At 55.9% G+C, this 25900-nt stretch carries 22 protein-coding genes and 1 pseudogene; 11 read left to right on the top strand and 12 right to left on the bottom strand.

The annotated features are described in order from the left end of the window. Positions 1–9: 9 nt before the first annotated feature. Positions 10–1308, bottom strand: coding sequence for a D-amino acid dehydrogenase (locus tag RDN66_RS05640; RefSeq protein WP_202215933.1), 1299 nt, complete (start codon positions 1306–1308; stop codon positions 10–12). Between the two features lie 320 nt (positions 1309–1628). Here RDN66_RS05640 and RDN66_RS05635 point away from each other — a divergent pair, with 320 nt between their 5' ends. Then, positions 1629–3161 carry a SpoVR family protein gene (locus tag RDN66_RS05635; RefSeq protein WP_035893502.1) on the top strand — a complete coding sequence of 511 codons (1533 nt, stop codon included), beginning with the start codon at positions 1629–1631 and terminating at the stop codon, positions 3159–3161. A 676-nt stretch (positions 3162–3837) separates the two neighbouring features. Here RDN66_RS05635 and fadR read toward each other — a convergent pair. Further along, complete coding sequence (fadR, locus tag RDN66_RS05630; RefSeq protein ID WP_202215934.1) at positions 3838–4557, bottom strand: fatty acid metabolism transcriptional regulator FadR; 720 nt, start codon at positions 4555–4557, stop codon at positions 3838–3840. A 211-nt stretch (positions 4558–4768) separates the two neighbouring features. On the opposite strand from fadR, the gene nhaB reads away from it, so the two are divergent. Beyond that, a complete protein-coding gene (gene nhaB, locus RDN66_RS05625) occupies positions 4769–6313 on the top strand; it encodes a Na(+)/H(+) antiporter NhaB (protein WP_202215935.1) in 1545 nt (514 codons plus the stop codon). Positions 6314–6459: 146 nt separating this feature from the next. After that, complete coding sequence (gene dsbB / locus RDN66_RS05620; RefSeq protein ID WP_115074706.1) at positions 6460–6990, top strand: disulfide bond formation protein DsbB; 531 nt, start codon at positions 6460–6462, stop codon at positions 6988–6990. Between the two features lie 268 nt (positions 6991–7258). Here the strand turns inward: dsbB and RDN66_RS05615 are convergent, their stop codons facing one another. From RDN66_RS05615 to RDN66_RS05605, 3 genes are all read right to left on the bottom strand, one after another. Then, a complete protein-coding gene (locus RDN66_RS05615; protein ID WP_202215936.1) occupies positions 7259–7705 on the bottom strand; it encodes a YcgN family cysteine cluster protein in 447 nt (148 codons plus the stop codon). A gap of 93 nt (positions 7706–7798) precedes the next feature. Beyond that, complete coding sequence (locus RDN66_RS05610) at positions 7799–8458, bottom strand: fumarylacetoacetate hydrolase family protein (protein WP_202215937.1); 660 nt, start codon at positions 8456–8458, stop codon at positions 7799–7801. 55 nt (positions 8459–8513) lie between these two features. Continuing rightward, a complete protein-coding gene (locus RDN66_RS05605; RefSeq protein WP_035894581.1) occupies positions 8514–8795 on the bottom strand; it encodes a YcgL domain-containing protein in 282 nt (93 codons plus the stop codon). 127 nt (positions 8796–8922) lie between these two features. On the opposite strand from RDN66_RS05605, the gene minC reads away from it, so the two are divergent. From minC to minE, 3 genes are read left to right on the top strand one after another with little or no spacing between them, the layout of a single operon-like run. Continuing rightward, positions 8923–9630: a septum site-determining protein MinC gene (minC, locus tag RDN66_RS05600; protein ID WP_035894582.1), complete on the top strand. Its 708-nt coding sequence runs from the start codon at positions 8923–8925 to the stop codon at positions 9628–9630. A 23-nt stretch (positions 9631–9653) separates the two neighbouring features. Beyond that, the gene (gene minD / locus RDN66_RS05595; protein WP_035894583.1) at positions 9654–10466 is read left to right on the top strand and encodes a septum site-determining protein MinD; all 813 of its coding nucleotides are present in this window, start codon (positions 9654–9656) and stop codon (positions 10464–10466) included. A gap of 3 nt (positions 10467–10469) precedes the next feature. Continuing rightward, complete coding sequence (minE, locus tag RDN66_RS05590) at positions 10470–10739, top strand: cell division topological specificity factor MinE (protein WP_035894584.1); 270 nt, start codon at positions 10470–10472, stop codon at positions 10737–10739. A gap of 151 nt (positions 10740–10890) precedes the next feature. Here minE and RDN66_RS05585 read toward each other — a convergent pair whose 3' ends face one another. The 3 genes from RDN66_RS05585 to RDN66_RS05575 all read right to left on the bottom strand — a co-directional run bounded on the left by RDN66_RS05585 (position 10891) and on the right by RDN66_RS05575 (position 14558). Continuing rightward, positions 10891–12828 carry a DNA topoisomerase III gene (locus RDN66_RS05585; RefSeq protein WP_308537656.1) on the bottom strand — a complete coding sequence of 646 codons (1938 nt, stop codon included), beginning with the start codon at positions 12826–12828 and terminating at the stop codon, positions 10891–10893. Between the two features lie 4 nt (positions 12829–12832). Further along, positions 12833–13876 (bottom strand): selenide, water dikinase SelD, encoded by a 1044-nt coding sequence (selD, locus tag RDN66_RS05580; protein ID WP_308537655.1) that lies wholly within the window; start codon positions 13874–13876, stop codon positions 12833–12835. Between the two features lie 130 nt (positions 13877–14006). Next, positions 14007–14558 carry an NAD(P)H nitroreductase gene (locus tag RDN66_RS05575; protein ID WP_035894588.1) on the bottom strand — a complete coding sequence of 184 codons (552 nt, stop codon included), beginning with the start codon at positions 14556–14558 and terminating at the stop codon, positions 14007–14009. Between the two features lie 159 nt (positions 14559–14717). Here RDN66_RS05575 and sppA point away from each other — a divergent pair, with 159 nt between their 5' ends. The 4 genes from sppA to RDN66_RS05555 all read left to right on the top strand — a co-directional run bounded on the left by sppA (position 14718) and on the right by RDN66_RS05555 (position 19760). Then, entirely contained in the window at positions 14718–16574 is a 1857-nt protein-coding gene (gene sppA, locus RDN66_RS05570; protein WP_308537654.1) for a signal peptide peptidase SppA, read from the top strand. Between the two features lie 56 nt (positions 16575–16630). Further along, on the top strand, positions 16631–17647 hold the full coding sequence (ansA, locus tag RDN66_RS05565; protein WP_123652388.1) for an asparaginase: 1017 nt from the start codon (positions 16631–16633) through the stop codon (positions 17645–17647). Between the two features lie 10 nt (positions 17648–17657). Continuing rightward, positions 17658–18299, top strand: a complete 642-nt coding sequence (gene pncA, locus RDN66_RS05560; protein WP_308537653.1) for a bifunctional nicotinamidase/pyrazinamidase — start codon at positions 17658–17660, stop codon at positions 18297–18299. Between the two features lie 207 nt (positions 18300–18506). Next, positions 18507–19760 carry a glycoside hydrolase family 18 protein gene (locus RDN66_RS05555; protein ID WP_035894593.1) on the top strand — a complete coding sequence of 418 codons (1254 nt, stop codon included), beginning with the start codon at positions 18507–18509 and terminating at the stop codon, positions 19758–19760. A 110-nt stretch (positions 19761–19870) separates the two neighbouring features. Here RDN66_RS05555 and RDN66_RS05550 read toward each other — a convergent pair whose 3' ends face one another. From RDN66_RS05550 to ssuD, 3 genes are read right to left on the bottom strand one after another with little or no spacing between them, the layout of a single operon-like run. Further along, a complete protein-coding gene (locus tag RDN66_RS05550; protein WP_308537652.1) occupies positions 19871–21268 on the bottom strand; it encodes an LLM class flavin-dependent oxidoreductase in 1398 nt (465 codons plus the stop codon). Positions 21269–21324: 56 nt separating this feature from the next. Continuing rightward, positions 21325–22710 carry an FAD/NAD(P)-binding protein gene (locus RDN66_RS05545; protein WP_227675087.1) on the bottom strand — a complete coding sequence of 462 codons (1386 nt, stop codon included), beginning with the start codon at positions 22708–22710 and terminating at the stop codon, positions 21325–21327. Positions 22711–22723: 13 nt separating this feature from the next. Continuing rightward, on the bottom strand, positions 22724–23896 hold the full coding sequence (gene ssuD / locus RDN66_RS05540; protein ID WP_202215944.1) for an FMNH2-dependent alkanesulfonate monooxygenase: 1173 nt from the start codon (positions 23894–23896) through the stop codon (positions 22724–22726). A 273-nt stretch (positions 23897–24169) separates the two neighbouring features. On the opposite strand from ssuD, the pseudogene RDN66_RS05535 reads away from it, so the two are divergent. After that, positions 24170–25780 (top strand): annotated as a pseudogene (locus RDN66_RS05535) (sigma 54-interacting transcriptional regulator); the annotation flags it as partial. Between the two features lie 18 nt (positions 25781–25798). Here the strand turns inward: RDN66_RS05535 and RDN66_RS05530 are convergent. Continuing rightward, the coding region (locus RDN66_RS05530) for an IS1 family transposase (protein WP_000496773.1) at positions 25799–25900 on the bottom strand (102 nt) is incomplete at its 5' end.

The following is a 25900-nucleotide window of genomic DNA, read 5'->3' as shown; positions in this document are numbered from 1 at the left end:
GCGTTCTCCTTATTGGTGTGCGCCATGCAAATGCTGAGGATGTGCCGGCGTAAAGCCCGGCGAATAGCGTGCAACGCTAAGATCATCATAGGGGATAGCCGGCATTCGGCCAGACATTAAATCACTCAGCAACTGACCGGAACCGCAGGACATGGTCCAGCCCAGGGTGCCGTGCCCGGTATTGAGCCACAGGTTTTTGAACGCGGTTTTGCCCACCACTGGCGTGCCATCTGGAGTCATCGGACGCAGGCCGGTCCAGAAGGTAGCCTCTTCGATTTTACCGCCGCGCGGGAAGAGATCGCCCACCACCATTTCCAGCGTTTCGCGACGCGGTTGCAGCAGTTCGGTGTTAAAACCGACGATCTCCGCCATGCCGCCGACGCGGATACGGTTATCAAATCGGGTAATGGCAATTTTGTAGGTTTCGTCGAGAATGGTCGAGACTGGCGCCCCGCTCTCTTCAATAATCGGAATGGTCAGCGAGTAGCCTTTCAGCGGGTAAACCGGAATATCCACCAGCCCTTTCAGCATGGCGGTAGAGTAAGATCCAAAGGCCATCACATAGGCATCGGCTTTCACCAGCTCATCGCCGCATTTTACGCCGACGATGCGGTCCCCTTCCTGAATCAGGCTGTCGACCGGAGTATTAAAGCGGAACTCTACGCCCGCCTGTTCGGCCATTTTCGCCAGACGCTGGGTGAAAAGCTGGCAGTCGCCGGTTTCATCGTTTGGCAGACGCAACCCACCGGTCAGCTTGTGGGCCACTTCCGCCAGCGCCGGTTCAACTTCTGCCAGTCGCGAGGCTTCCAGCAGTTGATACGGAACGCCCGCATCTTCCAGCACCGCGATATCGCGAGTGGCGTTTTCATACTGTTGTTCGGTACGGAACAGCTGCAGCGTACCGCCCTGACGCCCTTCATAAGTAATACCGGTGGTTTCACGTAGCGTCTTCAGGCAGTCGCGGCTGTACTCGGCAAGCCGCACCATCCGACCTTTGTTTTCCATATAGTGGCGGGTGTCGCAGTTGCGCAGCATCTGCCACATCCACTTCAGCTGAAAACCGGTGCCGTCCAGACGAATCGCCAGCGGCGCATGGCGCTGAAACATCCACTTAATCGCCTTCAGAGGCACACCAGGTGCTGCCCAGGGTGCCGCATACCCCGGCGAAATTTGCCCCGCGTTGGCCGCGCTGGTTTCCAGCGCCGGACCGGCTTCCCTGTCAATTACCGTAACCTGATGCCCCGCCTGACTTAAATACCAGGCGCTGGTTACGCCAACCACGCCACTTCCCAGTATGACAATGTGCATAGCCACTCCAGAATGAGTAAAAGAACAATCTTCTAATTACAAATTGATAACCCAGATGAAAATATTATTCAACATATGCTTTTTTTATGGTGACTTGCCTCACAGAGTGCCCATCACACGGGGTAGCGGAGAATTTGATATCTCCTGCTACCCTCTTTTTTTTGTCAGCATAAAACTCTGCAAAATTGAAAAATAGTCGCTATCAAAATGAATAAATCATGAAGAAAAGAAATGGCGCTTGTTACAGAATTTCTGCGGTGTTCTATTCTTGAAGAGAGGCTCTCCAGACAGAGAGAGTCGCCAACAATGAGGGCGCGCTAATGGCTACGATTGACTCGATGAATAAGGACACCACTCGTCTGAGCGATGGACCCGATTGGACGTTTCCGCTGCTCGAAACCTACCTGGCAGAGATCGACCGGGTAGCGAAGCTGTACCGGCTGGACACCTATCCGCACCAAATTGAAGTCATTACCTCCGAGCAGATGATGGACGCTTACTCCAGCGTCGGGATGCCGATTAACTACACCCACTGGTCGTTTGGCAAAAAATTTATTGAGACCGAGCGCGGCTATAAGCACGGACAACAGGGGCTGGCCTACGAAATAGTCATCAACTCCAACCCGTGTATCGCCTATCTGATGGAGGAGAACACCGTCACCATGCAGGCGCTGGTGATGGCGCACGCCTGCTATGGCCACAACTCCTTCTTTAAAAATAACTATCTATTCCGTAGCTGGACCGATGCCAGCTCTATCGTCGACTATCTGCTGTTCGCCCGCAAATACATTGCCGACTGCGAAGAACGCTATGGCGTGGACGAGGTGGAGCGTCTGCTCGACTCTTGTCACGCGCTGATGAACTACGGGGTAGACCGCTACAAACGACCATCCAAAATCTCCATGCAGGAAGAGAAAGCGCGGCAGAAGAGCCGTGAAGAGTATCTGCAAAGCCAGGTGAATATGCTGTGGCGCACCCTGCCGAAACGCGATGAAGAGAAAGCCATCGAGTCAGCACATCGCTATCCGTCCGAGCCGCAGGAAAACCTGCTCTACTTTATGGAGAAAAACGCCCCGCTGCTGGAGTCGTGGCAGCGTGAGATCCTGCGCATCGTGCGCAAGGTCAGCCAGTATTTTTATCCGCAGAAGCAGACCCAGGTGATGAACGAAGGCTGGGCCACCTTCTGGCACTACACCATCCTTAACCATCTGTACGATGAAGGAAAAGTGACCGAACGCTTTATGCTCGAGTTCCTGCACAGCCATACCAACGTGGTGTACCAGCCGCCGTACAACAGCCCGTGGTACAGCGGAATTAACCCATACGCGCTGGGCTTTGCCATGTTCCAGGATATTAAGCGCATCTGCCAGAATCCGACCGAGGAAGATAAGTACTGGTTCCCGGATATCGCGGGATCTGACTGGCTCACTACCCTGCACTTCGCGATGCGTGATTTTAAAGACGAGAGCTTTATCAGCCAGTTCTTGTCACCGAAGATCATGCGCGATTTCCGTCTGTTCACGGTGCTGGATGACGATCGTAATAACTATCTGGAGATTTCGGCTATCCATAATGAGGAAGGGTATCGGGAGATTCGTTCGCAGCTTTCGTCCCAGTACAACCTCAGCAATCTGGAGCCGAATATTCAGGTGTGGAACGTGGATCTTCGCGGCGACCGTTCGCTGACGCTGCGCTATGTGCCGCATAACCGCGCGCCGCTGGATAAGGGGCGTCGTGAGGTGCTTAAGCATGTGCATCGTCTGTGGGGGTTTGATGTGCATCTGGAGCAGCAGAATGCGGATGGTAGCGTGGAGTTGCTGGAGCGTTGCCCGCCGCGGCCAAACGCGCTGTAACTTCTATCGTAGTCATGGTAGCCCGGACGAGGTGCGAAGCGCCGACTCCGGGGAACTCGGATTCGCAATTACTTTTGTGGATTCATCACCTGGTTGCGCTCTCTTCCAGCTCTTGCCATATAAATTGCACTGGCGCAGAGAGCGCGCAAGGGGCGGCCAATCGCCGCCGTCCCCTGCACCCCCGGGCTCTGGCGGCAAAATCGCCACTTCGTGGTTCCCTCAGCTTATTCCCTCCGGCTTCGGGTCGGGCGCAAGTTTACATCCCTGTAAACTGCGCCCTCAGCCCACATCCATGTGGGCTGACCCGGCCTACGGGAAACGCTTCGGCGATTTAGACGCCACCAACACCAGAGCAGTCTTTTAGCCAACAGCAAAAACCTGAGTGACTGGAACGGCGAGTCCCCGCTGGAAATCGGCGAGCCGGAGAATGGAAGACAAGGTCAGGACGCCATGGATGGCGGACTGAGGCGAACCGAGACAGGGATGTCGAGTTTCGCCGTGCCGCAGGCTGGAGTTCGTAGGTGAGCGTAGTGCGAAGCACCGATTTCCCTGCGGGGCCGCGGGGATTGTTAAGGGGAGCGCGGCAAGCTCCCCTTAACCCGTTCACAGATGAAGAAGCGCCATATTCTGCCCAGCATAAAGTGAACGGAACCAACGCACTCCATAAAACAGATAACTACCGGCTATGAATCGCCAAATCCCCCGGCAACGTCTTCTGCATACGATGCCAGATCTCACCGCTGTCATGACCATAGCTACGCACCGTCTCATACACCTTATCGTGCGCACCCTGCTCACACAGTTCCGCCAGCTTATGGTAGAAACCGAGCGCCAGACTACGCGCTTCCGGGCTAGAGAAGTAATGACGCCCCAGGCGCGTATACAGCCCCTTCATCCCGTTAAGAATCAGCCCATAGATAGGGTTACCGGAAGCGAATGCCAGACCGCGGAACACACCGTAGTCGAGTTCGGCAAACGCATCAGCGTAGTCTTCGACTTCGCGCGTCGCGGCCAGCACTTCCAGCGATTTTTCCGGGTGCTGACGGAAAGCGGTACGAATATAAATGGTTGCGATATTGGTACGCACGGACAGCAGATTATCAATCAGCTGCGGTACGCTATCGTGATCGAGACGCGCCAGCGTTTCCAGAATGTTGAGACCTGACGTTTCCCAGAAGTTATTCACTTTCGTCGGCTTACCGTGCTGAATAGTCAACCAGCCATCACGAGCCAGACGCTGCAACACTTCACGTAAGGTGGTGCGAGTCACACCAATTAATTCAGAGAGTTCACGTTCAGCGGGAAGAATAGACCCTGGAGGAAAGCGGTTATTCCAGATGCTTTCTACAATATACTCTTCCGCGAAACCCGCCGGGCTTTGCGCCTTAATGACCATAGTAAAAATTCCATTACACAGCGTTGCAATTGGACTCATCATACCAGAGGCAACATAGTGCAGGTAGCAGGACAAATGAATTAAAAAGGGATCGCCGTTTCATTTTTCACATTTCTTTGTCGTAGTGGAAAGTACCCACAAAGGCTGAATTCTGGAAGTAGCACTGATTTAGTGGTAAAAAATGACATCTTTCGGGAGGAAAACGGTTGTCATGGAAATCTCTTACGGTCGCGCGCTATGGCGTAACTTTCTTGGCCAGTCGCCGGACTGGTACAAACTGCTGCTGATTATTTTCTTAGTCATCAATCCGCTGGTATTTTTAATTAATCCATTTATCGCCGGATGGCTGCTGGTCGTGGAGTTTATCTTCACCCTCGCAATGGCGCTCAAGTGCTACCCGCTGATCCCTGGCGGGCTGCTGGCGATTGAATCGGTGTTTATCGGCATGACCTCCGCTAACCACGTGCGTGATGAGATTGCGGCCAACCTCGAAGTGCTGCTGTTGCTGATCTTTATGGTCGCCGGCATCTATTTTATGAAGCAGCTTCTGCTGTTTATCTTCACCCGTCTTTTGCTCTCCATTCGCAGCAAGCGCCTGCTATCGCTGGCGTTCTGTCTTGCTGCCGCATTTCTGTCAGCGTTCCTTGATGCGCTGACGGTAGTGGCGGTGATTATCAGCGTCGCCGTTGGTTTTTATAGCATCTACCACCAGGTGGCATCATCGCGCCCCGATGATGACGATCTGCTCGACGACAGCCATATCGACAAGCATAACCGCATCGTGCTTGAGCAGTTCCGCGCCTTCTTACGTAGCTTGATGATGCATGCAGGCGTCGGTACGGCACTCGGCGGCGTAATGACGATGGTCGGCGAGCCGCAGAACCTGATCATTGCTAAAGTTGCTGGTTGGCATTTCGGTGAGTTTTTCCTGCGCATGTCGCCGGTTACCGTGCCCGTGTTCATCTGCGGGCTACTGACCTGCTGGCTGCTGGAGAAATGCAAAGTATTTGGCTATGGCGCCGAGTTGCCGGAGCCAGTCCGTAAAATCCTGTACGACTTTGATGAACGCAGCCGCGTACAACGCTCAAAGCAAGAGAATATGCGGCTGATCGTGCAGGGGGTCATCGGCGTCTGGCTGGTGCTGGCACTGGCGTTACACCTGGCTGAGGTTGGGCTGATTGGCCTGTCGGTGATTATCTTCGCCACCTCATTTACCGGCATTACCGACGAACACGCTATTGGTAAAGCCTTCACCGAGGCGCTGCCCTTCACCGCCTTGCTGACGGTCTTCTTCGCCGTCGTCGCGGTCATTATTGACCAGCACCTCTTTGCGCCCATTATTGACTTTGTGCTCCAGGCTTCACCGCATGCCCAGCGCTCGCTGTTCTATGTCTTTAACGGCGTTCTGTCGTCTATCTCAGATAACGTGTTTGTCGGTACCGTTTATATCAACGAAGCCAAAGCCGCGCTGGATAACGGTGCTATCAGCCTGCCACAGTTCGAACTGCTGGCGGTGGCCATCAACACCGGCACCAACCTGCCGTCGGTAGCGACGCCAAACGGTCAGGCAGCCTTCCTGTTCCTGCTCACCTCAGCGCTGGCACCGCTGATTCGCCTCTCCTACGGACGCATGGTGTGGATGGCGCTGCCGTATACGATAGTCCTGACGCTGGTAGGTCTGCTGTGCGTTGAATTCACGCTGCAGCCGTCGATAGACTGGATGATGAGTAATGGGTTATTAGTTTTGCCTAAGTAACGACTTAATAACGTCCAATGATTATCGCCCGACAAACTTTGTTCGGGCGTTGACTCGTTATTTATGAATAATTACGTATAGCCGGATGGCACAGCTATCGTTTTCGTTTACACTGCGCTTTCAAAGCACGTTCCAGGGAAATGTATATGTTGCGATATTTAAACCAGAGCTCACGTGGCCGCAGTGCCTGGTTATTACTGGCGTTAACCGCTTTTGCGCTTGAGTTAGTGGCATTATGGTTCCAGCACGTGATGTTATTAAAACCGTGCGTACTGTGTATTTACGAGCGTTGTGCGCTGTTTGGGATTATGGGCGCGGGGCTGGTGGGTGCCATCGCACCGAAAAGTCCGTTACGCTATGTTGCCCTGCTTATCTGGCTGTACAGCGCTTTCAGAGGGTTACAGCTGGCGTGGGAACACACCATGATTCAGCTTCACCCGTCGCCGTTTATGACCTGTGATTTTATGGCGCGTTTCCCAAGCTGGCTGCCGCTCGATAAGTGGCTGCCGCAGGTATTTGTCGCGTCAGGTGACTGTTCTGTTCGTCAGTGGGAATTCTTATCGCTGGAGATGCCGCAGTGGCTGGTCGGTATTTTTGCCGCCTATCTGATTGTGGCGCTGCTGGTGCTGATTGCCCAACCGTTCAAACCGAAAAGACGCGACCTGTTCGGCCGCTAATCACCGCCTTGCCAGTGGCTTTGAACAGGCTGCTGGCAAGTTCTTCACTCTCTCTATCCCATCAACGCCCATATTCCATATCCCGCCGCAAGTACCAGACTCCAGCCGCCCAGATTAATCACTAACGCCAGTACTAAGAGCTTTATTGGATTACGCATATGCGTCCTTATACCGAATCGCTTTTATTCTCTATCGGCCCGGTATAAGAATTACGTAGGGGTTTAAGGCGGGAAATATAAAAATAGTGAATGATGCCGCAAATTGCGGTTTATTTAGCCCAATCCGGCTTATTTAATATATGGTCCTGCCAGTCGTATACTTCCGACTCTTTCACTGCGATATGACGTACGGAAATACGCTCGCCGTGCATCGCCGCCTTGGAACCGGTAATGAGCGGGTGCCACTGCGGCAGCGACTGCCCTTCCGCCAGCAGGCGATAGGCGCAGGTATGCGGCAGCCACTCGAAGGTAGGCAGATTGTCGCGCGTCAGCTTGATGCAGTCCGGCTCGAATTCGAAGCGGCGTTCATAGTTACGGCACTGACAGGTTTTGATATTGAGCTGCTTACAGGCAACGTTAGTGAAATAGATTTCGTCGGTGTCGTCATCCATCAGCTTATGCAGGCAGCACTGCCCGCAGCCATCACACAGCGACTCCCACTCCGCATCTGTCATTTCATCAAGGGTTTTGCTCTGCCAGAAAGGTAATTCGCTCATCAGGATGTCCACATCAAAAATCAGGGTGCTTCTTATAACCAGTCTGGCACAGGGATGCAAGTTTTGCCGCCCGAATGGGGCGGCAAGGAGGGCTTACAGTACGCGAGTCGTCAGGGACAGTCCGTTAAACTGCACCTCAAGCTCATCGCCCGCGTGCAGTGGGCCAACGCCTTCCGGGGTACCGGTTAGAACAACATCACCCGGCTTCAGGGTAAAGAAGCGGCTCATATAGGCAATCAGCGGCACGATTTTGTGGATCATATCGGACGTACTACCCTGCTGGCGTACTTCGCCATTGATGTTCAGGCCCAGCGAAATATTCTGCGGGTCGCCCTCAAAAGCGGAAGCAGGAATAAAGCCGGAGATTGGACAGGAGTTATCAAATCCTTTGGCTTTTTCCCACGGCTGACCGGCCTTCTTCATTTTCCCCTGCAGATCGCGCAGGGTGAGATCCAGCGCTACGCCGTAGCCGGCAATCGCCTGCAATACGTGATCTTCGGTTGCCTGGCGCAGCGTGCCGCCAATCAATACCGCCAGTTCGACTTCATGATGCACAGAGCCAAGACCCTGCGGCAGAATCAGCGGCTGGCGCAGGTCGCACAGCGCCGTTTCTGGCTTAATAAAAAGAACGGGTTCTTCCGGCGTTGCGCTGCCCATTTCCTGGATATGCTTAGCATAATTACTGCCAACACAGACAACTTTGCTTACCGGGTAATCCAGCAGAGCACCCTGCCAGTTATGATGCTGATACATGCTTTTCCCTTACTCGTTGTTCATCGTGGACGCATTTTGGCCGGAAGCGGAGCGGTTACTCGCCCTTATTTTTCGACTCAGCCAAATGCTGCTTTAACAGATTTTCAGGCGGTGGCGGGATCTGTAAATAATAGCCCTGCTCTTTAAGCGCCTGTTTTACTTTTTCCAGGTCGGCATTGACTGTCTTCTTACGTCCGTCAAGCGGCAACAACATGGCTAACTGAGGCTGACCGAAGCCCTGCATCAGTTCTGGCGGCACGCGAGAGAAATCGTCTTTTTTTTCGACATACAAATAGGTTTGATCACGTTTAGAACTACGATAAATCACACAAAACATACTTTATACTCGGAATTAGGACTGTGGTTACTTGCTTGAATATATTAGTGACTATAACATGACTGATAGTCTTCGGAATATCGTCGCGCAACGTGCGGCGATAAATAGCAAATTGAGTAAGGCCAGGATGTCAAACACGCCAATCGAACTTAAAGGCAGTAGCTTCACCCTATCTGTGGTTCATTTGCATGATGCAAAGCCCGAGGTTATTCGTCAGGCGTTGGAAGACAAAGTCGCCCAGGCTCCGGCCTTTTTCCGTCATGCCCCTGTAGTGGTCAATGTCGGTAACCTTGAAGAATTCACCCAGTGGCGTGCTATTCAACAGGCCATTATGTCCGTGGGCTTGCGGATTGTGGGCGTGAGCGGTTGTAAAAACCCTCAATTTAAAGCGGCCATCGACCAGTCAGGTCTTCCTTTACTGACTGAAGGCAAAGAAAAAGTTGTCCGCGCGGCCCCCGTAGAGCAGCCCAAACCGGTAGAACCCGAACCAATTGTTAGTCCGATCACAAAAACGCGAATGATTGATACGCCAGTACGTTCCGGTCAGCGCATTTATGCACCAAACTGTGATCTGATTGTGACAAGCCACGTCAGCGCGGGCGCTGAGTTGATTGCCGACGGGAATATTCACGTTTACGGCATGATGCGTGGACGCGTTCTGGCCGGTGCCGGCGGAGACCGGGAAGCACAAGTATTTTGTACCCACCTGGCGGCGGAGCTGGTCTCCATTGCCGGGGAATATTGGCTGAGCGATCAGATCCCAGCCGAATTTTATGGCAAAGCGGCGCGTCTACGTTTGGACAACAGCGCTTTGACTATTCAACCGTTAAATTAATCCCTTTTTAACAAGGAATTTCTATGGCACGCATTATTGTTGTGACTTCAGGTAAAGGGGGCGTGGGTAAGACCACCTCCAGCGCGGCCATCGCGACTGGTTTGGCGCAGAAGGGAAAGAAAACGGTCGTTATCGATTTTGATATCGGTCTGCGTAACCTTGACCTGATCATGGGCTGCGAACGTCGTGTAGTTTATGATTTCGTGAACGTTATCCAGGGCGATGCCACGCTGAATCAGGCATTAATCAAAGATAAGCGCACCGAAAATCTTTATATCCTCCCTGCTTCTCAGACCCGTGATAAAGATGCGCTGACCCGCGAAGGCGTCGAGAAAGTGCTCGATGAGCTGAAGAAGATGGAGTTCGACTTCGTGGTCTGCGACTCCCCTGCCGGTATCGAAACCGGTGCGCTAATGGCGCTCTATTTCGCTGATGAAGCGATCATCACCACTAACCCAGAAGTGTCGTCCGTTCGTGACTCCGACCGTATTCTGGGCATTCTGGCGTCGAAATCTCGCCGCGCAGAAAACGGTGAAGAGCCAATTAAAGAACACCTGCTGTTAACGCGCTACAACCCAGGCCGCGTTAACAAAGGCGATATGCTGAGCATGGAAGATGTGCTGGAGATCCTGCGCATCAAACTGGTCGGTGTTATTCCGGAAGATCAATCCGTACTTCGCGCTTCTAACCAGGGCGAACCGGTTATTCTGGATACCGTGTCTGACGCAGGTAAAGCCTACGCCGACACCGTCGATCGTCTGTTGGGAGAAGAACGTCCTTTCCGCTTCATTGAAGAAGAGAAGAAAGGTTTCCTCAAACGCCTGTTCGGAGGATAAATCATGGCATTACTCGACTTTTTTCTCTCACGGAAAAAGAATACCGCCAACATTGCTAAAGAACGCCTGCAAATCATCGTCGCGGAACGCCGCCGCAGTGATGCAGAACCGCACTATCTGCCGCAGTTAAGGAAGGATATTCTGGAAGTGATTTGCAGGTACGTGCAGATTGACCCAGAAATGGTCACGGTGCAGTTAGAGCAAAAAGACGGGGATATTTCGATTCTGGAACTCAACGTCACGCTACCGGAAGCAGAAGAGTCAAAATCCTGACTTTCGATGGTGTAAAAAAAGGCGCTAGTGATAGCGCTTTTTTTGTGTCTGCCGTTTGGTGCTTTCCGGCTGATGTTATCTCGCTGGTCGCCCGGACGAGGCGCTTTAGCGCCGACGCCGGGATTTCTCCGGCGTCGCTACGCTCGGCCGGCTACGCGTCCTGTTCTGGGCTCGCCGCTGGCTTCTTGCTCTTCCCTTTGCCTTTGATGAACGACTTCTTCGCGCCCCCCGGCGCAACCAGCCCACGGAACTGTCTTACCGGCGTACTGCGCGCCTGATCGATAAGCTGGAATAACGTCCCCACCAGCGGCTGCATAAAGTCCTGATAACGGCACTGCTTCTCGCTGATTTGGGTCAGCGTCGACTCCCAGTGAGCCGTCATGTCTGGACGAGTGGCCATCTCCGGCAGCGAGTGGAACAGGGCTTTCCCGGCGTCAGTCGAGTGAATGTAGCGCCCTTTTTTGGTCAGGAAACCACGCTTAAACAACAGTTCAATAATCCCCGCGCGCGTCGCTTCCGTCCCTAATCCATCGGTCGCGCGCAGGATTTTTTTCAGATCTTTATCCTGCACGAAACGGGCAATCCCGGTCATCGCCGACAGCAGCGTTGCGTCGGTAAAATGGCGCGGCGGCTGAGTTTGTCGCTCCACCACTTCGCCGTTTTCGCACAGCAGTTCATCCGCTTTAGCGACCACCGGCAGCGGCGTACCGTCGTTCTCTTCATCGCGCTCTTTCGCCCCGAGCAGCGTGCGCCAACCGGCCTCCGCCAGGAAACGCGCCTTCGCTACGAACTTACCGTTAGCAATATCAAGATCTATCTGACATTTGCGGTATACCGCATCCGGGCAGAACTGCATCAGATACTGACGGGCGACGAGGTTATAAACCTTCGCCTCGTTCTCACTAAGATTGACCTTGCTGGCGCGCGCCGTGGGAATGATAGCGTGGTGAGCATCGACCTTTTTGTCGTCCCAGCAGCGATTGCGAGTATCGGTGTTCACCACCGGCTGCGGCAGCAGATCCGGCACGTGCACGCCAATGGCGTTAATCACCGCGTGTCGCCCAGCAAAATGTTCTTCCGGCAGATAGCGGCTATCGGAACGCGGATAGGTGATAAGTTTATGGGTTTCGTACAGTTTCTGGCAGATATCCAGCACGTTCTGCGCGCTCAGGCCAAAGCGTTTGGCCGCTTCAATCTGCAATGCCGACAGTGAAAACGGCAGCGGAGCCGGTTCGGAGTCGCGCTTATCGTTGTAGGCCGTGACCAGCGCAGGCTGGCCGCTAATGCGCTTCACCACGTGCTCAGCCAGCGCGCGGTTCAGCAGACGGCCCTCTTCATCCTGATGCGGCTCGCAGGCCTCGCTTGGCTGCCAGGTAGCCGTAAAGCGTTCCTCTTTCGGCGTGACGATATGCGCTTTGACTTCGAAGAAATCCTTCGAGACAAAGTGCTCAATTTCTTCATCACGGCGCACCACCAGCCCCAATACCGGGGTCTGTACGCGGCCAACGGAGAGCACGCCCTGATAACCCGCGTTACGCCCAAGAATGGTGTAAGCCCGGGTCATATTGATGCCGTACAGCCAGTCGGCGCGAGCGCGGGCCAGCGCCGACACGCACAGCGGGATAAACTCGCTGTTCGCGCGTAGGCGTGAAATCGCCCGCTCTACCGCCTGTGGGTTAAGGTCGTTGATTAAGCAGCGCTGTACCTGGTGACGCTTTTCCGCCGACAGCTGCAAATAATCCAGCACCTCATCCACCAGCAACTGCCCCTCTCTATCGGGGTCACCCGCGTGGATGACTTCACTGGCTTCATGCAGAAAGCGCTTAATCACGTTGAGCTGTTTTGTCACCGATGGCCGGGGCTGAAGCTGCCATTTTTCCGGCACAATCGGTAAATCCTGCAGATTCCAGCGCGCATAGCGGCTGTCATAAACATCCGGCTGAGCCTGTTCCAGAAGGTGGCCGATACACCAGGTCACAACCTGGCCGTTGCCACACTCTATAAAGCCGTCGCCCTTTCGATGGGGCTTCGGCAATACGTCAGCGATGGCGCGGGCCAGACTCGGTTTTTCCGCTATGAACAGCCGCATGGGTTCAGCGCAGCTCGATCATCGGACGGCCACCGCGTGCGGTCACCAGTTCGCCGATGGCGGTCAGTTTGATACCAAATTCCGCGGCAGCCGCGTGCACCGCGTCTTCTGCGTCCGGCGTGACCGCCAGCAGCAGCCCGCCGGAGGTTTGCGGGTCGCAGAGCAGCGCGCGTTGGGAATCGGTCATGGTGCCCATCAGGTGCCCGTAGCTGGCAAAGTTACGTTCGGTACCGCCCGGCACGGCGCCAAGCTCGATGTATTCTTCAACGCCCGGCAGCATAGGCACCGCGTCGAAATCAATCTGTGCCTGTACGCCTGCGCCCTGGCACATTTCGCTCAGGTGGCCGAGCAGACCAAAACCGGTCACGTCGGTCATCGCTTTGACGCCTTCGATGTTGGCAAACGCAGAGCCGACCAGGTTCATCTGGCACATCACTTCCGTCGCCAGCCCTTGATGTTCTGGCTTCAGCAGCGATTTTTTCTCGGCGGTGGTCAGCACGCCAATCCCCAGCGGTTTGGTCAGGAACAGCTTGCAGCCCGCCTGTGCGGTGCTGTTTTTCTTAACGCGTTCGGTCGGGACGATCCCGGTGACCGCCAGGCCAAAAATAGGTTCTGGTGCGTCAATAGAGTGCCCCCCCGCCAGCGCAATACCGGCCTGTTTGCAGGCAAAACGCCCGCCTTCGGTCACTTCACGGGCAATTTCCGGCGCCAGTTTGTTAATCGGCCAACCGAGGATGGCAATCGCCATAATCGGCTTACCGCCCATGGCGAAGATATCGCTGATGGCGTTGGTCGCCGCAATGCGGCCAAAGTCGAACGGGTTATCGACGATAGGCATAAAGAAATCGGTGGTGCTGATGACCGAGGTACCGTTACCCAGGTCATAAACGGCGGCATCGTCGCGAGTTTCGTTACCGACAAGCAGGTTCGGGTCGATAAACTTCGTCTGCTCGCTGTGCAGGATGGTTTCCAGCTCCTTCGGTGAAATTTTACAACCGCAACCCGCTCCGTGGCTGTACTGCGTTAAACGAATGGCCTGCTCGCTCATGGACAACTCCTGTCATTGCTCTGGCATTTGCATAGGGGGTGTATGTTAACGCCAGAACAGAGCCGTGATAAGTACGACTGTCTGAATTCGGGGGCAGTTGCCTATAATCCAGACAATCGTCGCGGTTTTTCTAGAGATAACGGACGAACGGTGCCGTATCCGGGAAAGTAATGGTGGTGGAGGCTTTGAGCTGCGGCGTGCCCAGATAGAGGAAGCCGACGATTTTGTCCTGCGCACCGCACTGGAACCCTTCACGCACGACAGGGCTTTCCGTCAGCGCTCCGCTGCGCCAGATACCGTTGAAGCCCTGAGCGACGGCCGCCATCTGCATCGCCATTACCGCGCAGCCTGCGGACATCTCTTGCTCCCATTGAGGGATCTTCGGGTGATCCTGGCATTTCGCAATCACGGTGATAATCATCGGCGCGCGGAAAGGCGCATTACGCGCTTTCTCAACGGCCTTTTCATCGCTTTGCGCAGCCACCGCCCCCTGCTCCAGCAGTTGGCTGAAACGCTCGCGGCCTTCGCCTTCAATAATCACAAACTGCCACGGCTGCAGCGTGCCGTGATCCGGCGCGCGCATACCGGCACGGAGGATATTTTCCAGTGCTTCCCCGGTGGGTGCTGGCTCTGCCAGACGGGATGCGCTGCGGCGATTAACGAGTAATTCAAGTGCGTCCATTGAGTAACCCTCTCATGTTATTTTTCATAAAATTAACATGCGCGAGGATTTTGTTACAGCGCCACAGGCGATTCCTGCTGACAAGCGGCGACGGTCTATTTAGGATAGCCACACGTTCCACCGTTTCGGTGGACCTTTTATTTCTTTCAGGGAGAATACATGCGAACCCTATGGCGCTTTATTGCCGGATTCTTTAAATGGACGTGGCGGCTGCTCAACTTCGTACGTGAGCTGGTGCTGAACCTGTTCTTTATTCTGCTGGTGCTGGTTGGCGTCGGCATCTGGATGCAGGTGAGTAGCAGTAGCACAAGCGAGAGCAGCAACCGTGGTGCACTGCTGATGGATATCAGCGGCGTGGTGGTGGATAAACCTTCCGCCAGCAGCAAACTCAGCGTGATTGGCCGCCAGATTTTCGGCGCCAGCTCTGACCGCCTGCAGGAAAACTCGCTGTTCGATATCGTGCAGACTATTCGCCAGGCTAAAGATGACCGCAATATCACCGGCATCGTGCTGGATCTGAAAAACTTTGCCGGTGGCGATCAGCCGTCGATGCAATATATCGGTAAGGCGCTGCGCGAGTTCCGCGATGCCGGTAAGCCGGTGTATGCCGTCGGCGATAGCTACAGCCAGGGGCAGTACTACCTCGCGAGCTTCGCCAACAAGATTTGGCTGTCGCCGCAGGGCGTGGTTGACCTTCATGGTTTCGCGACCAACGGGCTGTACTACAAATCGCTGCTGGATAAGCTGAAGGTTTCGACCCACGTGTTCCGCGTCGGCACCTATAAATCCGCCGTTGAGCCGTTTATCCGTGACGATATGTCTCCTGCCGCCCGTGATGCGGACAGCCGCTGGATTGGCGAGCTGTGGCAGAACTACCTGAACACCATTGCCGCTAACCGCCAGATTACCGCGCAGCAGGTCTTCCCTGGCGCACAGGGTCTGCTCGACGGTCTGCGTAAAGTCGACGGCGACACGGCAAAATATGCGCTCGACAACAAGCTGGTCGATGCGCTGGGCTCAAGCGCGGAAATCGAAAAAGCGATGACCAAAGCGTTTGGCTGGAGCAAAGCAGATAATAACTATCGCGCGGTCAGCATGTATGACTACGCGGTGAAAACCCCGGCGGATACCGGTGCCAGCATCGCGGTCATCTTCGCGAACGGCGCTATCATGGATGGTGAAGAAACCCCGGGTAACGTCGGCGGCGACACCACGGCATCACAGATTCGCGATGCGCGTCTGGACCCGAAAGTGAAAGCCATCGTCCTGCGCGTCAATAGCCCAGGCGGTAGCGTCAGCGCCTCTGAAGTGATCCGCGCAGAGCTGGCAGCTGCTAAAGCCGCTGGCAAACCGGTGGTGGTTTCGATGGGCGGTATGGCGGCATCCGGTGGTTACTGGATCTCTACGCCGGCAAACTACATCGTTGCCAGCCCATCCACGTTGACTGGGTCGATTGGTATCTTCGGGGTCATCAACACCGTTGAAAATACGCTGGATTCTATCGGCGTACACACCGACGGCGTGGCGACCTCACCGCTGGCGGATATGGCGGTGACGAAAGCTCTGCCGCCGGAAGTGCAGCAGATGATGCAGCTCAGCATTGAGAGCGGCTACAAGCGCTTTATCACGCTGGTGGCGCAAGCACGTAACAGCACGCCGGAGGCCATTGATAAGATTGCACAGGGCCACGTCTGGACCGGTGAAGATGCGAAAGCTAACGGTCTGGTAGACAGCCTGGGTGACTTCGACGATGCGGTGGCGAAAGCCGCTGAGCTCGCGAAAGTGAAAACCTGGCATATTGACTACTACCAGAGCGAGCCAACCTTCTTCGATAGGATTATGGACAGCGTGTCCGGTTCAGTTCACGCCGCACTGCCGCAGGCCATTCAGGCTTACTTGCCAGCACCGCTTGCCTCTGCTGCAAATGCAGTGAAAGCCGAGAGCGATAAACTGGCGGTGTTTAACGATCCGCAAAATCGCTATGCATTTTGCCTGACCTGCGCCAATATTCGCTAATCGCAATCCCCTCCGCACGGAGGGGATTTTCTTTCGATTAATCATTAGACGACCCCATGCAAAAAAAATCCATTTACGTCGCCTACACCGGCGGGACCATCGGGATGCAGCGCTCCGATCACGGCTACATTCCGGTTTCCGGTCACCTGCAGCGCCAGCTTGCGCTGATGCCAGAGTTCCACCGTCCCGAAATGCCGGACTTTACCATCCACGAATACGACCCGCTGATGGACTCTTCCGACATGACGCCGGAAGACTGGCAGCACATTGCCGACGACATTAAAGCGCACTACGACGAGTATGATGGCTTTGTTATCCTGCACGGTACCGATACCATGGCGTTCACCGCCTCGGCGCTATCGTTTATGCTGGAGAACCTCGGCAAGCCGGTTATCGTTACCGGCTCGCAGATCCCCTTAGCTGAGCTGCGTTCCGATGGGCAAATTAACCTGCTGAACTCGCTGTACGTCGCCGCGAACTTCCCGATTAATGAAGTGACATTGTTCTTCAATAATCGCCTCTATCGCGGCAACCGCACCACCAAAGCGCACGCCGACGGTTTTGATGCCTTCGCCTCCCCCAATCTACAGCCGCTGCTGGAAGCAGGGATCCATATCCGTAAACTCGGGACGCCGCCCGCGCCGCATGGCGAAGGCGAGCTTTTCGTGCACCCGATTACGCCGCAACCGATCGGCGTGGTGACGATTTACCCGGGCATCTCCGCCGATGTGGTGCGTAACTTCCTGCTTCAGCCGGTAAAAGCGCTTATCCTGCGTTCTTACGGCGTCGGCAACGCGCCGCAAAACGGCGTTTTTGTGAATGAGCTGGCCGAAGCCAGCAAACGCGGTATTGTGGTGGTGAATCTTACCCAGTGCATGTCCGGTAAGGTCAACATGGGCGGTTACGCCACCGGTAACGCGCTGGCACAGGCGGGCGTGATTAGCGGCTCAGACATGACGGTGGAAGCCACGCTGACCAAATTACATTATCTGTTAAGCCAGGGGCTGGATGCCGACGCCATTCGCCGCGCCATGCAGCAAAACCTGCGCGGTGAGCTGACCCCGGACGAATAAGGAGAGCGAGATGACGCAACGCGCACTGTTATTGGTGGATTTACAGAACGATTTCTGTGCCGGTGGGGCGCTTGCCGTCGCGGACGGTGACAGCACTATCGACGTCGCCAACTTGCTGATTCGCGCCGCTAAAATTCGCGGCGATGCCGTTGTGGCAAGCCAGGACTGGCACCCGGCTAACCACGGCAGTTTTGCCAGCCAGCACGGCGTAAACGCCTACAGTCAGGGCGAGCTCGACGGCCTTGCGCAAACCTTCTGGCCGGATCACTGCGTGCAGCACAGCGACGGCGCGGCGCTGCATCCTCTGCTCGCCGCCCAGGATATTGACGCCGTATTCCATAAAGGCGAAAGCGTCAATATCGACAGCTATAGCGCCTTTTTCGACAACGGTCATCGCCAGAAAACTGGTCTGGACGCGTGGCTGCACGAGCGCGGTATCGACGAGCTTGTGGTGTTAGGGCTTGCGACCGATTACTGCGTGAAGTTCACCGTGCTGGATGCATTACAGCTTGGCTATGCGGTTAACGTTATCACCGACGGCTGCCGCGGAGTGAATATTCAGCCGCAGGACAGCGCCAACGCATTTATGGAGATGATCGTCGAAGGGGCCACGCTTTATACGCTGGATGACTGGCTGGAAATTCAGGGATAATTCCCTGTAGCCCGGACGAGGCGCGAAGCGCTGACGCCGGGCTCTCTCCGGCGTCGCGTTGCTCAGCCAGACTACTCTCTCCCTTTTTCTTCCTCGTGAACCATCTCGCAGATTTAACCCAGCGGCAGTGATATGTTCGAACGGTTGTTTTTTCGCCACGCCATTTCCGTGGCGTGTTTGCTTTTTTAATGTCAAAGAGGACCGTTTATGAAACTTTTGCCTTTGCTGGCAGCATTACCCCTGCTCTGCGCCTCGGTTGTTTCCGCGAATTCCTTGATGTCCGTCGGCTACTTTAACGGTGGCGGTGACGTGACGGCCGGGCCTGGCGGCGATATCAATAAGCTCGATGTGCGCCAGATAACCCACCTGAACTATTCGTTTGGCCTTATCTACAACGACGAGAAAGACGAAACCAACGACGCGTTAAAAGACCCAACCAAACTGCACCAAATCTGGCTCTCCCCGAAAGTCCAGGCTGACTTAGAAAAAATCCCCGTTCTGCGTAAGCAAAACCCTGACCTGAAGGTCCTGCTTTCCGTCGGCGGCTGGGGGGCTCGAGGTTTCTCCGGCGCGGCAGCGACGCCGGAATCCCGCGCGGTGTTTGTCCGCTCGGTGCAGGACGTGGTGGCGAAATATGGTTTAGACGGTATCGACCTTGACTGGGAATACCCGGTCAACGGCGCGTGGGGGCTGGTGGCAAGCCAACCGGCGGACCGCGATAACTTCACCACCCTGCTTAAAGATCTGCGTACGGCATTTGGTCATAAAAAGCTGGTGACTATCGCCGTCGGCGCGAATGCGGAAAGCCCGAAAAGCTGGGTCGACGTGAAAGCCATTGCGCCGCTGCTCGATTACATCAACCTGATGACCTACGACATGGCGTACGGCACTCAGTACTTCAACTCTAACCTGTACGATTCAACCCAATGGCCGACGGTCGCCGCGGCGGATAAATACAGCGCCGACTTTGTGGTCAATAACTATCTCGCCGCCGGGCTGAAACCAAGCCAGATGAACCTGGGTATTGGTTTCTATGGCCGGGTGCCAAAACGTACCGTCGAGCCGGGCATTGACTGGAGCAAACCAGATGCGCAGAAAAACCCGGTGACCCAGCCTTACTTTGGGCCGCACGAGGTAGATCTGTTTAAATCGCTCGGTGTCGATTTGAGCAAAGATACCTACGTGAAATACAACGACATTGTCAGCAAGCTGCTGAACGACCCGCAGAAGCGCTTTACCGAACATTGGGACGATCAGGCGAAGGTGCCGTGGCTGTCGGTGCAGTCAACGGATGGGAAACCGCTGTTTGCGCTCTCCTATGAAAACCCGCGTTCGGTGAGCATCAAGGCCGAATACATCAAGAGCAAGGGGCTGGCAGGCGCGATGTTCTGGGAGTACGGCGCGGATGACAACAACCAGCTGGCGAAGCAGCTGGCTGAGTCGCTCGGAATCAAACACTAAGCGCTAGCCCGGACGAGGCGTTTCGCCGACTCCGGGATGGCTCGGTGCCAGATGAAACACTGAGCCATTCCCGGCGGCGCTTCGCTTGGCTGGGCTACGAGTTTCAGGTATCACACCGGCGTTAAAATCCCGCTTTGTTCATGAATACGATAACTTGCCCCCGGATGTGGCGTCTGCAACCTGGGGCTGGCGCCGAACAGCTTCTCGCGAAGCGTTCCCTGGCTGTACTCTTGTTTGTAAACCCCACGTTTTTGCAGTTCAGGAATCAGCAATTCGACGACATCGGTGAACGTTTCATGCGTGACCGCGTAGGCCAGGTTAAAACCGTCCACATCCGTCTCTTCCACCCACGATTGCAGCTCATCCGCGACCGTTTGTGCGCTGCCCACCATCAACGGGCCAAAGCCGCCAATGCCAACCCAATCCGCCATCGCTTTTACCGACCACTGCCGCTCCGGGTCAGCGGTTGAGAAGGTATCCACCACCGATTGAATGGCGTTGGTTTCCGCATAGGTGAAGACTTCATCCGGCTGATACTGACCAAAATCGATCCCCGTCCAGCCAGAAATCAGCGCCAGCGCCCCTTCGTAGCTGGTCCAGTTTTTATACTCCTGCCACTTCGCCTGTGCGGCTTTGTCGGTTTCACCAACGATAACCGTCTGCATGTTGAAGATTAGAATGCTGCGCGGGTCGCGTCCCGCTTCTTCGGCGCGGCGGCGAATATCCGCAACCGTCTTTTTCAGCGCGCTTTTTGACGGCGATGCGACAAATACGCACTCTGCGTGGCTTGCGGCAAACTGCTTACCACGGCTGGATGCCCCCGCCTGGTAGAGCACCGGCGTACGCTGCGGTGACGGTTCACACAGATGATAACCCGGCACATCAAAAAACTTGCCGTGGTGGTTAATGGCGTGAATTTTACTCGGGTCACTGAAAATTCTGCGTTCACGGTCGCGCAGAATCGCCCCCTCTTCCCAACTGCCCTCCAGCAGTTTGTAGATAACCTCCAGGTACTCATCGGCGTAGTCGTAGCGTGCATCATGCGCCGTCTGCGCCTGCTGGCCGATATTGCGCGCCCCGCTTTCCAGATAGGAGGTAACAATGTTCCAGCCCACGCGCCCTTTGGTCAGGTGGTCCAGGGTCGACAGGCGACGGGCAAAGGGATAAGGATGTTCAAACGACAGCGACGCGGTAAGACCAAAGCCCAGATGCTCCGTCACCAGTGCCATTGGCGTGACCAGCGCCAGCGGATCCTTTACCGGTACCTGAGCCGCCTGGCGAATGGCTGCATCACCGTTACCGTTGTACACGTCATAGACGCCCAGCACATCGGCAATAAACAGGCCGTCGAACTTGCCACGCTCAAGCAAGCGCGCCAGATCGACCCAATAATCCAGGTCTTTATACTGCCAGGACCGATCGCGCGGATGGGCCCAAAGCCCCGGCGATTGGTGGCCGACGCAGTTCATGTCGAAGGCGTTGAGACGAATTTCACGTTGTGATGACATAGCGTTCTCCCATGACGCCCGGCAAAGGCCCGACGCCAAAAATTAGGTTGGTGTGTTTACGATAAAACGCGCTGACGGCAGCCCAGTTTTTCCAGCACTGCGTGCGCAACCTGCTGAGCGTGATCGGCGACCTGCGGCAATCCCATCAGCTCGCCAAAACGTCCGCGCGCGGCGGGACCCGCCACCCAAATCGGTAATGTGCTGCCTACAGGCTGCGACTGCGCGTTAACGTCTATGCCCATTCCCAGCGCATCGGCGCGGATAATGCCAGCCTGCTTGAGAGCGCTTAAAAACGGCTGACCGCTAATCAGATTGCTGTGCGCGGGACCGGTAGTGAGGACCAGATAGTCCACCGTTTCTGTCTGTTGTTCGCCACCGCGCGCACATAGCGCAAGACGTAGCGTGTCGCCATGAAGAGTGGTGGTCTTCAGCCGTGCGGCCAGCACGCGCAATGTGCCCGCGCGCTGGCGTGATTCAATCGCTTGCGACACCTGCGGAGCAATGCGATAGCGATGCACGTCCCAGAAACGCCGCAGATGGCGCTGGAACTGGCGCTTTTCCTTGTCACTCATCTGCTGCCAGATGACCTGTCCCTGGCTGCGTACCGCATCCAGCACCACCTGCCACGGCAACCCGGCCTCGGCGGCGCGGCGAATCTCCTGGCGGACTTGCTTCAGATGCTGGCGCAACGACCCTGTCAGAGCCTTTATGGCCCATTTTGGCAAATTGATTGGCGCATTGGGGCGTGATAGCAGTCCGTGGCGTGAGAACGCGATAATGTTCCCCAGATGCCCCAGGCGGTGGAGCGAGGCCACCACGTCACCCATGCTCAGCGCCGTCCCCATAATCGCAACCTTTGCCGTAGAGGGGATGATCGCTAACGCGCCGGACTGCCACGGGTTCGCTATCACCCGTGAGTGCTGTGCCAGTTCACCTACCGCGTCCGGTAGCGATGGCGGCGGATGGCTAATGGCCAGCACCAGGCTATCGGCCTGAAGCCGTTCACCTTTTTCTGTCACCACCTGACCGCTGTGCCAATCAACCGCCCGGTCCTGAAGATGCCTCACCCACCCGCGCTGCGCGCTGACTTCGCTCGCCAACGCGGCCTGAAGATAGCGACCAAATGCCCCGCGCTGTGGGTAGATGCTGCCATCGGCTAGCACCGCCTGTGGGTCCTGCGGGAAATCACCATGACGCCGATACCAGCGGTCAAACGCACCATCGTCGTCTCCCGCAAGCTGCATGCGCGCGGCGGGAACGTTAATCCGGTGCGCCGGGTCGGTGGCCGAATAGGCGACGCCCAGCCCCAACGCGTTGCGCGGTTCAATAATGCTGATGTGTAACGGTCGCGCCGCCTCGCGTAGCAGATGGATGGCGACTGCCGTACCGCTAAATCCGCCCCCGACGATCACCACGTGGGGTTCGCTCATCCGTGGTTGCATGACACCACCTCCTTCAGCTCGCGCTGACCTGTTTGACGGGGCGCGCCGCGCCGCCGATGGTTTCACCGAATGGCCCCATGTTTAGCTGCCCTTTCGCCGAACGTGGCTGAGTGCTAGTCGGCAGTAGCGGCATCACCAGTTCGGCAAAACGGTGTGCCTCTTCCAGATGCGGGTAGCCTGAGAAGATAAAGTGAGTTATCCCCAGCGCCTGATACTCGCGGATGCGCTCAGCCACCTGCTGCGGGTTGCCCACCAGCGCGGTACCGGCACCTCCGCGTACCAGCCCGACGCCCGCCCAGAGGTTCGGCGCAATACGCAGGTTGTCGCGATTGCCGTTATGCAACGCGCTCATCCGCGCCTGCCCGGTTGAATCCATGCGAGAAAAGATCTGCTGCGCCTGCGCGATAGTGTCGTCATCAAGATGGGCAATAAGTTTATCGGCTGCGGCCCAGGCCTCGTCTTCCGTTTCGCGCACAATCACATGCAGACGAATACCATATTCCAGCGTGCGCCCTTTCTCTTCTGCCCGTGCTTTAACCACCGCCAATTTCTCCGCCACCTGCGCTGGCGGCTCGCCCCAGGTCAGGTAGGCATCGATATGATCGGCGGCAACATCAATGGCCTGCTCCGACGAACCGCCAAAATAGAGCGGAGGCCCGTTGCGCTGTGCCGTTGGGAACAGCACTTCTGCGCCTTCCACCTGAATATGCTGGCCGCGATAGTCCACTTTTTCGCCCGCCAGCAGCCGACGATAGACCTCAAGAAACTCATGCGTGACTTCATAGCGTTCGCTATGGCTTAAGAAAATGCCGTCACCTTTGTTTTCAACCGGGTCGCCGCCGGTCACCACGTTTATCAGCAGGCGGCCTTCAGATAGCCGGTCCAGAGTAGCGGCCATCCGCGCCGCCAGCGTCGGCGGCTGCAAGCCGGGACGTACCGCCACCAGGTAGCGTAAATTTCGCGTTATCGGTGCCAGCGCGGCCGCGACAAGCCAGGAGTCTTCGCAGCTTTTTCCGGTGGGGATCAACACCCCGTAGTAGCCGAGGCTGTCTGCCGCCAGCGCCACCTGTTGCAGGTAAGGCAGGTCTACCGGACGCCCTCCTTCGGTGGTCCCCAGGTAGCGCCCATCACCATGGGTGGGTAAAAACCAGAAGATATTGATGTTCTCTGCGGCTTGTACGGTCATTATCCATTTCCCTTATAACTATATTTGGTATTTATAGAAGTGGTTATTTAAGTCAGTTATAAAGGAGTTAGCGAAATGCGTGCCAGTTTTCAAAAACAAAAATTACATTAAATATCAATATATTATAGATTATTCTATTGCCCTCGCGTTGTTGCAAATGCAACAGCCGAGAAGCAAAAACTGCTGCAATGGCAACAGACCACGCCTTCCCCCCTCTGGAAAATTCACCGCGCAAAAGATACCGTCCAGACAGGAATTAGCCGGAGACTCACGATGCTCAATGCAGAACTCACTTCATCAGGCCCGATACTGGTCGACCCCGCTTCACAGGCCTTTCAGAAGGTGCTGAACCGGCTTGCCCCGACGGACGCCACGGTGCTGATTATTGGCGAAACCGGCACCGGTAAAGAGGTGGTGGCGCGTTATCTTCATCACCATAGCCCGCGCGCCAACGCGCCGTTTCTGGCGGTGAACTGCGGCGCGCTGACCGAATCGCTGGCGGAGTCCGAACTGTTTGGGCATGAGAAAGGCGCATTTAGCGGCGCGACGCACCGCCATGAAGGCTGGTTTGAAGCTGCGGAAGGCGGCACCCTGCTGCTTGATGAAATTGGGGAACTGAGCCTGTCGCTACAGGTCAAGCTGCTGCGCGTGCTCCAGGAACGTGAAATTACGCGCGTGGGGTCGCACAGGCCGATTCGCATCAATGTGCGGGTGATCGCCGCGACGCATGTCGATCTTAAACGTGCCATTCAGGAACGTCGTTTTCGGGAGGATCTTTTTTATCGCCTGAATATCGCTGCCGTCAATCTCCCGCCGCTGCGCCAGCGTAAACAGGACATTCCGGTGCTGGCCGCGCATTTCATCCAGCGCTACGCCCACCGGCTTGGACGAGCAGAACAGCAGATTGCCCCTGAAACGCTAGCACTAATGCTGACGTATCCGTGGCCTGGCAATATCCGCGAGCTGGAAAATACGCTGCACAACGCGGTCTTGCTGAACCCCGACGCACTGCTCCTGCCGGAGCATCTGCGGCTCACGTCAGCCACATCACCACCGCTCCCCGCGCCGGATGAAAGCGACGAGCTGACCACCTTTATACGCCGTCAGCTACAGACGCACAGTGGCGCACTGTATGACCGCATGCTGCGCGCCATGATCCAGACGGCAATGAGCCAAAGTGATAACAACCAGAGCCAGGCCGCCTCGCTGCTCGGTATGAGCCGCCATGCGCTGCGCACCCAGTTGGCGCATCTGGGAGTCATTAAGCAACGGCGCAAACCAGGCGAACCGCTACCTGCGCCGCCGCGCGAACGCGAGCTGCGTATTGGCTACCAGCGCTTTGGTAATCTCGGGGTGCTGAAAGCGCGTCAGCTTCTGGAGCAGTCCTTCGCCGATTCAGGGGTAAACGTACTGTGGAGCGAATATCCCGCTGGCCCACAGTTGCTGCAAGCGCTGAGTAACGATGAAATCGATTTTGGCACTACCGGCGAAGCGCCGCCCATCTTTGCCCAGGCGAAGGACAACGCGTTGCTTTACGTGGCCTGGGAGCCACCGGCACCGCGTAGCGTAGCAATGGTGGTGCCGCATGACAGCGACATCCGCTCAATTGAACAACTCAAAGGCAAACGTATTGCCCTGAATAAAGGGTCAAACGTGCATTGGTTGCTGGTGCAGATTCTGGAAGAGGCCGGGCTGGGGCTGGGAGACGTCAAAATTGTGTATGCCCCGCCTAAGTATCCTTTAACGGCCAGCGACTATCTCGCGGCAGATGCATGGATGATGTGGGACCCGGTACTCAGCGCGGCGGAACGCAGCGGCACCCTGCGGGTGCTGGCCACCGGGGAAGGCCGGGTGAATAACCATCAGTTCTATATTACCCGCCGTCAGGGTAATGACTCCAACTTACTGATAGTGTTTTATGTTCAGATAATGCCCGATGACCTTGTCATGCAGCTCCACCGATTTTGAGAACGACAGCGACTTCCGTCCCAGCCGTGCCAGGTG

The organism is uncultured Kluyvera sp. (genome assembly GCF_902485085.1).
In the GTDB taxonomy this organism is placed as follows: Bacteria; Pseudomonadota; Gammaproteobacteria; order Enterobacterales; family Enterobacteriaceae; genus Kluyvera; species Kluyvera ascorbata.
The sequence above is the reverse complement of the archived record's forward strand: the minus strand, read 5'-3'. Positions and strand labels throughout refer to the sequence as shown.